Consider the following 8,026-nt stretch of genomic DNA (forward strand, 5'->3'; position numbering starts at 1 on the left):
CGCGAGGCAACAGCTCAGGATTCAGGAGCATTTCTGACGACGCAATGCGAAGTCTCACCTTGATCGCCGCCGCCCAGCGCATCCCGAACGCTGCGCAAGGGCTCCTACTTCCCCGGCTTCTTGCAACCGCGGCGGATGGCCGAGAAGGCGCTCACAGCGGTGGTGCAGGAAGCCTATGTCCAGGTCGTCTCCACCCGCTCGGTCGACGATCTGGTACAGGCCATGGGCATGAGCGGGATCTCCAAGAGCCAGGTGTCGCGGCTGTGCAGTGAGACGACGATAAGTTGAAGGCTTTCCTCAATTCCCCGATCGAGGGCGACTGGCCGTATTTGTGGATCGACGCCACCCGTCTGAAGGTGTGCCAGAACGGGCGCATGGTGTCGGTCGCCGTGACCATTGCGATGGGTATCAACAGCGACGGCCGGCGTGAGGTTCTCGGCATGGACATCGGCCCATCCGAGGACGAGACGTTCTGGATCGCGCTCCTCCGCAAGCTGACGCGTCGGGGCCTTCGCGGCGTCAAGCTCGTCATCTCCGATGCCCATGAGGGGATCAAGGCCGCGGTGGTCGGGCCATCCTGCTCGAACAGAACGACGAGTGGGCCGTCCAGCGCGGACGCTACATGACACTGGAAACGATCGCGCCGTTGGGGATGATGCCGCCGTCAGCTTCCCGGCAATCGCCAGCTTGACCGATCCGGCCCATGCCGGCGAACGCGGTCACCCGCACTCAGCTACCACGCCACGGGACACGACCCAAAGCGACTTGCGCCTTCCCGTTTCTGTCTTTGAAAAGGTGCGCACCCTTCGGCTGAGGAGAACCATCGTGTTAAAACGAATAGCAGTGGCCGCTGTAGCGAATTTTCACGAGGCACAAAAACTCTCCTCCCGCTCCTTTTCCAGGTGCAGATCTCGATGTGCTGATCCAAATGGCCAATGTCGAACTCTTGACCACAATGCTTGACGAGCGGCGCAACAACTGCTCCGGAAAACCACAACCTCTAAATGATGTTAAAAGACCACAGCCTCCCTCTTTATCCGTCCGCCCCAGAATGCCTCCGGGGTAGGATTCCACGGGCGCGTTCATGGCCTGTTTGGTGTGAGGTCCTTGAGTACTCGGGACAGAGCTTTGATTTGGGGACGCCGTTAAGGACCGTCAGCACGTTCTCATCGCTGAGGGCCTTCACGTGGTGCCCCTTTTTCTTCTTACAGACCTTATGACCAAGCCAGACATTCTCGCATTTCATGCCTTTGCTATGGACTGCCGGAGGTTCGATAGCGAGCACATGTGCCGCTTTATTATCCGCCTTGCCAGTCCTGAGGCCATCAACAGGTACGTTACGTACTGACCCACGTTAACTCGGTCTGGTCCTGAAGAGTCGTCAACTCGCCAGACCATTCCAGGTAGAAGCGAGGCAATTCTGTGTTGGCTCTTGGTCTGCCTCAGTCCGGGCACTCGACGATATAGCTCGACCTGATTCCTAATCGGTATCGGCACGCTGGGCGCGGCTTTCTAGGAGCAAGTGGCTGCCTGGGCTAACTTCTACGATCCCGCGAGCCTTCTCCGGGAGCCTGTCTAGCTCCTACTCATAGTCAGTCACTCTCGTGCCACGCGGATCAGAGCGATCGAGGGCTTGCCGAAACTCAGCCGCCAGTTTGGCGAGCTTAACCTCCTCATCACTTCCTCGCTTCTCCCATTTGCCAATCTGACGTAGAAGTGCTTGCGCCTGTTCGCTTCCGCGAGACTGTGTTTCGGGCCTTCATATTCGATACACGAAAGAAGGGCCACTCCCGAAGGAGTGGCCCGCCAAGTCTGGGAGGAAACGCCCCACAAGGGGACCTCTGGGATCAGGCCGCAGCCTGTTCGATCGGTGAGAATGGCAGGCCAAGACTCTCGGCCACAGCCCTAGAAGTGAGGCGGCCTCGATGGACATTCAGGCCTGCGCGTAGGTGCGGATTTTCGAGCACGGCTACAAATCCCTTGTTGGCGAGAGCCAAACCAAAGGGCAGCGTGGCGTTATTCAGCGCTTGGCTCGAGGTGAGCGGGACAGCGCCGGGCATATTGGCCACACAGTAATGAATGACGCCGTCTACCTCGTAAGTTGGCTCCGCGTGCGTCGTTGGACGCGATGTCTCGAAACACCCGCCCTGGTCGATAGCTACGTCCGCGATCACAGAGCCCTTGCGCATCGATCCCAACATGCCGCGAGTGACCAGCTTCGGCGCGCTCGCGCCGGGAAGCAGCACCGCACCAATCACGACATCCGCCGCAAATACCTCCTCCTCAATCGCGTCTTTTGTCGAGAACCTGGTACGAACGCGCCCTTCAAATAGTTCATCCAGTTCGCGAAGTCGGGATATCGACCGGTCAAGGATCGTGACCTCGGCACCCAGGCCGGCCGCCATTCGAGCTGCATGCGTACCAACAACGCCGCCTCCGATCACCACGATGCGGGCCGGCTGGACGCCTGGCACGCCACCGATCAAGAGCCCCCGCCCGCCGGCGTGCCGCTTCAGGGCCGCACCGGCTGCTTCGACCGCGAGCCTGCCCGCGACCTCGCTCATTGGCGCAAGCAGCGGAAGGCCGCCATGCGCGTCAGTTACGGTTTCATAGGCGATCGCAGTGCACCCAGATTCTAAGAGGCCCTCAGCTTGCTCCGGGTCAGGCGCCAGATGCAGATAAGTGAAGAGAATCTGGTTCTGTCGCAGCTGAACCCATTCGGAAGGTTGGGGTTCCTTCACCTTTACGATCAACTCGCTCGATGCGAACACCTCGCGAGCGGAGGCCACGATCGTTGCGCCAGCCTTGCGATAATTGTCGTCTGTGGCGCCAATTCCAGCGCCGGCATTGGTCTCGACCAGCACACTGTGACCGGCGGCCACGTATTCGCGGACGGCTCCAGGTGTCAGGCCTACTCGATATTCGTGCGTCTTGATCTCCTTGGGAACACCGACCTTCATGCGAATCTCCTCACTTGACGACCTTTTCTAATCGGAAGAGCAGTGCAAAACCCGCGACCCAGAAGGCCAAACAGCGCAGAAATTCAGCGAATTCCCTTATGATTACGCAGGATTCAAGACCAGTCCTCCCTGATGAGTTTAATATGAAAATTCCCACCGAACTCAGTAGCAAGGCGCGGGTCACTCAGACCGCATTCTCGAATCGACTGACCGAGTGTCCCAGCACTGCGATCGCCAGCAGCGCGCACTGGCCATCGGGGCCCACTATTTCGAGCTTGGTCTACCGCGAGCTGCGCGATGGCATCCGCCCAAGTCGGTTCGATTTTTCGGCCCATTGGCGGGCCGACAACGAAAGCCCGGCCTTGAAGCCTTCCTAAAGCTGCTGTTGGGCCGCTAGCCCTCGCCTCGACCAGGAACATGACGGCCGCGCCGAGCCTTTACAAAGTTTCCATCCGTTCCCATGAGGCGCCAACTTGGGTCCAATAAGTTTGGCCGGATCCTCGATCGACCGTCCGGTCTCCTGCGCGAGGATCTCGGCATTATCCGGACTCTATGGGCGTGTCTCATGAGCGTCATGCCTCAGCGTCACGCTTGAGCGAACGAGATTCTGATTCGGACGATGAAGTGAGGTAGTGGCTTGCGCACTGGCGGGCTTAAGCCCGCCAGTGCGTAAGCGACCACAAGGAGCTTTTTCCCACCCCCAGCTCTATTTCACCGAACTGGCGCTCTTGGCGGGCCCGCGATGATGACGCACGGCGCACTTCCGGCCTTCTCCGCCGCCGCGATCGCGGCGGCGGAGAAGGCCGGTCTGAGTGAGGCTGCCATTCATCCTGGATGATGGTGGACGCTACGATGTCGATTTCAACCGGTTTTTTTTCGCGCCTGCCGCACCATGGCGTACGTTCGTTCAACAGCCTGCGGGCCTATGGCCGCGATCTTGTGGTCTGGATGCGATTCCTCCGCGAGCGGCGCGACGGCAAGTCTGTCTGGCAGGCCGATCGAGACGATCTCACCGCCTATCATGCTGCGCGCCGCCGATCGATGCCAACACATCGTATCTCCGCCGATTCATGGAACCTTGCCGTCGCAGCATTGTAGAAGTTCTACGCCTGGGCGCTCGAAGAAGAGTTGATCAGGACTTCTCCGTTCCGGCCTGCAATGGGCTGGCGGCGGATTCACCGTGGCCGTCTCGTTCCAGTGAAGACCGTACGAGCACGCGAGCCAGGTGCACGGCCTACCGATGTTCGGTTCGTCAGCTCGGATCATTTCCTGCTCTTCAGGGATGTGGGCCTGCGCAGTCGTGACCCGGATGGACGTGAGGATACCGAATGGCGCGGGCGTCACGGCGAGCGCAATGCGCTGTTCGCGGAGCTGGTGGTTACGACCGGTCTCCGACTGGAGGAAGCGGCGAGCGTATTGGCGACCGAGATGCCGGATCGCACAGCCGCAAAATAGCGTCGCTCTCATTCCGCCTCCCGGCCGCAATCGCCAAGGGCGGGAAGAGCGCGGGAGATCAGACTGCCGGTTCGTTTTGTGCGCCGGCTCGAAGACTACATCGCGATCGAGCGAGCCAACGCTCTTGGCAAGCGCCGGTGTCATCGTGCGCCGGCCGATCGTAGGTTTCGATGCAAGCGGTGCCACGATCAGCATCGTCGGCAAAGACGGCGAGGCCCGCGCCGTCTGGCTGGATTTGCTTCGCCCCGCGGAGCGCAAGCGGTTTGTCACCTCGACCGGCGAGCCAATGGTGCTATGGCTCAATGAAGGTGAGTGTCCGATGAGGCCTGGGCGGCAGCATTTCGGCGGGCGAGGGCGCGGCGCTGCAATCTCGCCAAGGCCGCAAGGTGCCTGCTTTTAGCACAAGGGATGCGCGAGCGCTCCGCTCCTGCTTGCGATGATGTGTGGACGGCGTGCTTTTGGTGATTGACGGCCGTTTGGCGCGATGGCCTCGTTCTTCCGAGGAGCGAAGGCATGCCGATCGAAGACCAGCTTCGGGAACGGCTCAAGAAGGTGGAGGCGCTGTATTTCGGCGCGACCACCGATGGAGAACGCGGCGCCGCGGAAGCCGCAGTCGAACGGCTGAAGGCGAAGCTCGAGGAGGTGAGGCGTCGCTATCCCCCCATCGAAATGAAGTTTAGCCTACCAGACCAACGGTCGGTCCGGCTGTTCATCGCGTTGTGCCGGCGTTATGGGATGCGGCCCTTCCGATATCCGCGGCAGCGCTCGACGACGATCATGGTCAGGGCGCCGCGACGCTTTTTTGATACCGTTGTGTGGCGGCAGTTCTCTGAGCTGCACTCCGCACATTGAGCCTGCCATGGCCGGGAGACGTGCAATGACCACTCTGCGATCCGCACTCAAGCAGTATCTGAGCATGCGCCAAGGGCTTGGGTACAAGTACCAGCATCAGGCCCGCCGGCTCGCCGATTTCTTCCCGATTTTCATCTCCTTCATGGAGCAGCGTAAGGCCACGACCATCACCGCAAAGCTCGCCTTAGCCTGGCGACTCTGCCACCCGACCGTCATGCATCGTGGGCCTTGCGATTAACCGACGTGCACGGTTTCGCGCGCCGTATCGCGAACATCGATCCCGAGACGGAGGTGCCGCGCGTCGGAATCTTGCCACCCTGAAGCGGGCCAAGCCCTATGTCTACAGCGATACGGAGATCGCGGCGTTATTGAAGGCGGCACTTGCCCTGCCTCCTGCAACCGGACTGCGGCGCTGGACTTATCATTATCTGTTCGGGCTGATCGCCGCGACAGGCATGCGTCTGTCCGAGGCGACCGGGCTTGAGCGTGCCGATGTCGATCTCAAGGAAGGCGTACTCACGGTCCGAGAGGGCAAGTTCGGCAAGTCGCGCCTCATGCCGTAGCATCCGACGACCCGTGCGGCTCTCCGCAGCTACGCCAAACAGCGGGATGCTCACCTCGGATCGCGCTGCGGTGCGCGCTTCTTCGTGGCTGAGCGCGGCGGCCGATTGCTGCACCAGTATGTTCATCGTGTTTTCTGGCGCTTATCCCGCGAGATCGGCCTGTGGCGTCCAGACGACCATAGCGGGCCGCGCGTGCACGATTTCCGGCATCGCTTCGCCATCCGCACGCTTCTCAGCTGGTATCGCGAGGGGATTGATGTCGAGCAGCAGCTGCCGGCGCTTTCCACCTATCTCGGCCACGCCTGCGTGCGCGACACGTGGTATCTCTCGGCCTGTCCGGAGCTGATGGAAGAGGCAGCCCGCCGTCTCGACCGGCGCTGGGCGGGCAAGCCATGAAGCCGAGCAGCAACCTCGCCGCGTTCATCGAGCGTTACTTCACCGAGCGGCTCATGCGCCAGCGCAATGTCAGCGCCAACACGATCGCATCCTACCGAGATACGTTCCGGCTCTTATTCACGTTTGCGCAAGCGCGGCTCCACAAGCCACCCTCGGCCCTGGCCCTCGACGATCTCGATGCGCCTTTTGTCAGCGCGTTGCTTGCTGATCTCGAGACGAAGCGAGGCGCCAGCGTCAAGACGCGCAACTTGCGCCTGACAGCCATTCGCTCCTTTTTCCGGTTCGTGTCCTTCGAGGAGCCGGCTCACAGCGCCCTGATCCAGCGAGTCCTGGCGATACCAAGCAAGCGTCACGACAAGCGTCAGGTGCATTTCCTGACACGGTCCGAGATCGAGGCGAGTTTCGCCGCTCCCGATCGCACGACATGGCTGGGGCGTCGCGATTATACCTTGCTGCTGCTTTCGCCGCACGTGCTCAGGCACAGCGCTGCAATGAGCTCCTGCAAGCCAGCGTCGATTGCTCCGTCATTGCGCTGTGGCTCGGCCATGAGTCTATCGAGACAACGCAGACCTACCTGCATGCCCATCTCGCACTCAAAGAAGCTGCCCTCGCAAAGCTCAAGCCGTACGAGCACCAGCAAGCGAGCCCGCTTCCAGCCAAGTGATCGCCTGCTCGCCTTCCTTGAGGCGCTGTAACACGCCGGACTATGCCGAATGGGACCGGGACGACGACTGCTCGATCAGCTGCAAGCGCGCGCAAATGACGGATTCTTCCCAAAACCATTCGGCATAGTTCGGCAGTCGGTATAAACCGTCTTGGACGAACCCGCTCCGCGGGAGGGTATCCGCGTTGAGCGCGGTATCCCCCTTGAAGCCAGCCCGTGTCTCTGGCCGCGGCACCACCCGCACAGCAACGTAATCCACCGCATTTCAGAAGCGCTTGCCCTTGCCAAGATGGTGTTGCTGCCCGCGCGCAGCGTCCCTCTTGTCAAGGAGTTCGCTATGACCTCGCTTCGGTTACGCATGATGGAAGACGTGCAGGTCCGCAACCTGTCGCAACACACGCAGGATTCGTATTTGTTGCAGGTTTCGCAATTCGCCCGGCATTTCGCTAAATCGCTGGCTTTGCTCGGTCCGGAGGATATCCGCGCCTACCAGGTCTATTTGACGAACGAGAAGAAGCTGGCGCCACGTTCGGTGCACGTGACCGTCGCAGCGCTTCGATTCCTCTACCGCGTCACGCTCGGCCTCGATTGGGATTTCGACCAGGTCATTCCGTGCCGAAAGGCGCCAAAGACACTGGCCGTCATTCTCAGCCCTGAGGAGGTGCTGCACTTCCTCGGCAGTATCGAGAGCCTCAAACACCAGGCGGTTCTGACGACATGCTATGCCGCCGGCCTCCGTATTTCTGAAGCCACCCGCCTGAAGCCCGAGGCTCTCGACCGCCAGCGCATGGTGCTGCGCGTCGAGCAGGGCAAGGGACAGAAAGACCGCTACGTCATGCTATCGGCCAAGCTGCTGGAGGTGCTGACGAACTATTGGCGCGCCGTGCGGCCCACAGGGATATGGCTGTTTCCCGGCGGTGTTGTTGGAGAACCGATATCGAAAAGCGCCGTGGATGCCACCTGCCGTAAGGCGCATCGGGTGTCGAAACTCTCCAAGCCGGTGACGCCGCATTCGCTGCGGCACGCATTTGCGGTGCACCTGCTCGAAGCCGGAACCGATAGAGCCGGCCTCAAGAATCTGAACAAGGCGATAAGTGGAGTTTCTGCCTGACAGCGGGCACGCTGTGTCCCGCGAA

7 protein-coding genes and 2 pseudogenes are annotated in these 8,026 nt (G+C 60.9%); 8 read left to right on the top strand and 1 reads right to left on the bottom strand.

Going from position 1 to position 8,026, the window contains the following annotated elements:
- Nucleotides 1–90: 90 nt before the first annotated feature.
- Nucleotides 91–566, top strand: a pseudogene (locus AC5ZG5_RS45150) (IS256 family transposase); the annotation flags it as partial.
- A gap of 1,281 nt (nt 567–1,847) precedes the next feature.
- Here the strand turns inward: AC5ZG5_RS45150 and ald are convergent.
- Nucleotides 1,848–2,960, bottom strand: coding sequence for an alanine dehydrogenase (ald, locus tag AC5ZG5_RS45155; protein WP_456647050.1), 1,113 nt, complete (start codon nt 2,958–2,960; stop codon nt 1,848–1,850).
- An 852-nt stretch (nt 2,961–3,812) separates the two neighbouring features.
- On the opposite strand from ald, the gene AC5ZG5_RS45160 reads away from it, so the two are divergent.
- From AC5ZG5_RS45160 to AC5ZG5_RS45190, 7 genes and pseudogenes are all read left to right on the top strand, one after another.
- Nucleotides 3,813–4,058, top strand: coding sequence for a site-specific integrase (locus tag AC5ZG5_RS45160; protein ID WP_456671307.1), 246 nt, complete (start codon nt 3,813–3,815; stop codon nt 4,056–4,058).
- A gap of 870 nt (nt 4,059–4,928) precedes the next feature.
- Nucleotides 4,929–5,267 carry a hypothetical protein gene (locus tag AC5ZG5_RS45165; RefSeq protein WP_456647052.1) on the top strand — a complete coding sequence of 113 codons (339 nt, stop codon included), beginning with the start codon at nt 4,929–4,931 and terminating at the stop codon, nt 5,265–5,267.
- A gap of 25 nt (nt 5,268–5,292) precedes the next feature.
- Complete coding sequence (locus AC5ZG5_RS45170) at nt 5,293–5,505, top strand: hypothetical protein (protein ID WP_456647053.1); 213 nt, start codon at nt 5,293–5,295, stop codon at nt 5,503–5,505.
- 130 nt (nt 5,506–5,635) lie between these two features.
- On the top strand, nt 5,636–5,830 hold the full coding sequence (locus AC5ZG5_RS45175; protein ID WP_456647054.1) for a tyrosine-type recombinase/integrase: 195 nt from the start codon (nt 5,636–5,638) through the stop codon (nt 5,828–5,830).
- Nucleotides 5,831–5,935: 105 nt separating this feature from the next.
- Nucleotides 5,936–6,226 carry a site-specific integrase gene (locus AC5ZG5_RS45180; protein ID WP_456647055.1) on the top strand — a complete coding sequence of 97 codons (291 nt, stop codon included), beginning with the start codon at nt 5,936–5,938 and terminating at the stop codon, nt 6,224–6,226.
- A pseudogene (locus tag AC5ZG5_RS45185) lies at nt 6,223–6,921 on the top strand (tyrosine-type recombinase/integrase). Before AC5ZG5_RS45180 ends, AC5ZG5_RS45185 begins: the two are co-directional and overlap by 4 nt.
- A gap of 306 nt (nt 6,922–7,227) precedes the next feature.
- Nucleotides 7,228–8,001 carry a tyrosine-type recombinase/integrase gene (locus AC5ZG5_RS45190; RefSeq protein ID WP_456647056.1) on the top strand — a complete coding sequence of 258 codons (774 nt, stop codon included), beginning with the start codon at nt 7,228–7,230 and terminating at the stop codon, nt 7,999–8,001.
- The last annotated feature ends 25 nt before the right edge of the window (nt 8,002–8,026 follow it).

Source organism: Bradyrhizobium sp. Ses1 (assembly GCF_059512365.1).

Bases quoted from the DNA above. Each gene is read 5' to 3' on its own strand.
- ald (WP_456647050.1), bottom strand. From the start codon at position 2,960: ATGAAGGTCGGTGTTCCCAAGGAGATCAAGACGCACGAATATCGAGTA.
- AC5ZG5_RS45160 (WP_456671307.1), top strand. From the start codon at position 3,813: ATGTCGATTTCAACCGGTTTTTTTTCGCGCCTGCCGCACCATGGCGTA.
- AC5ZG5_RS45165 (WP_456647052.1), top strand. From the start codon at position 4,929: ATGCCGATCGAAGACCAGCTTCGGGAACGGCTCAAGAAGGTGGAGGCG.
- AC5ZG5_RS45170 (WP_456647053.1), top strand. From the start codon at position 5,293: ATGACCACTCTGCGATCCGCACTCAAGCAGTATCTGAGCATGCGCCAA.
- AC5ZG5_RS45190 (WP_456647056.1), top strand. From the start codon at position 7,228: ATGACCTCGCTTCGGTTACGCATGATGGAAGACGTGCAGGTCCGCAAC.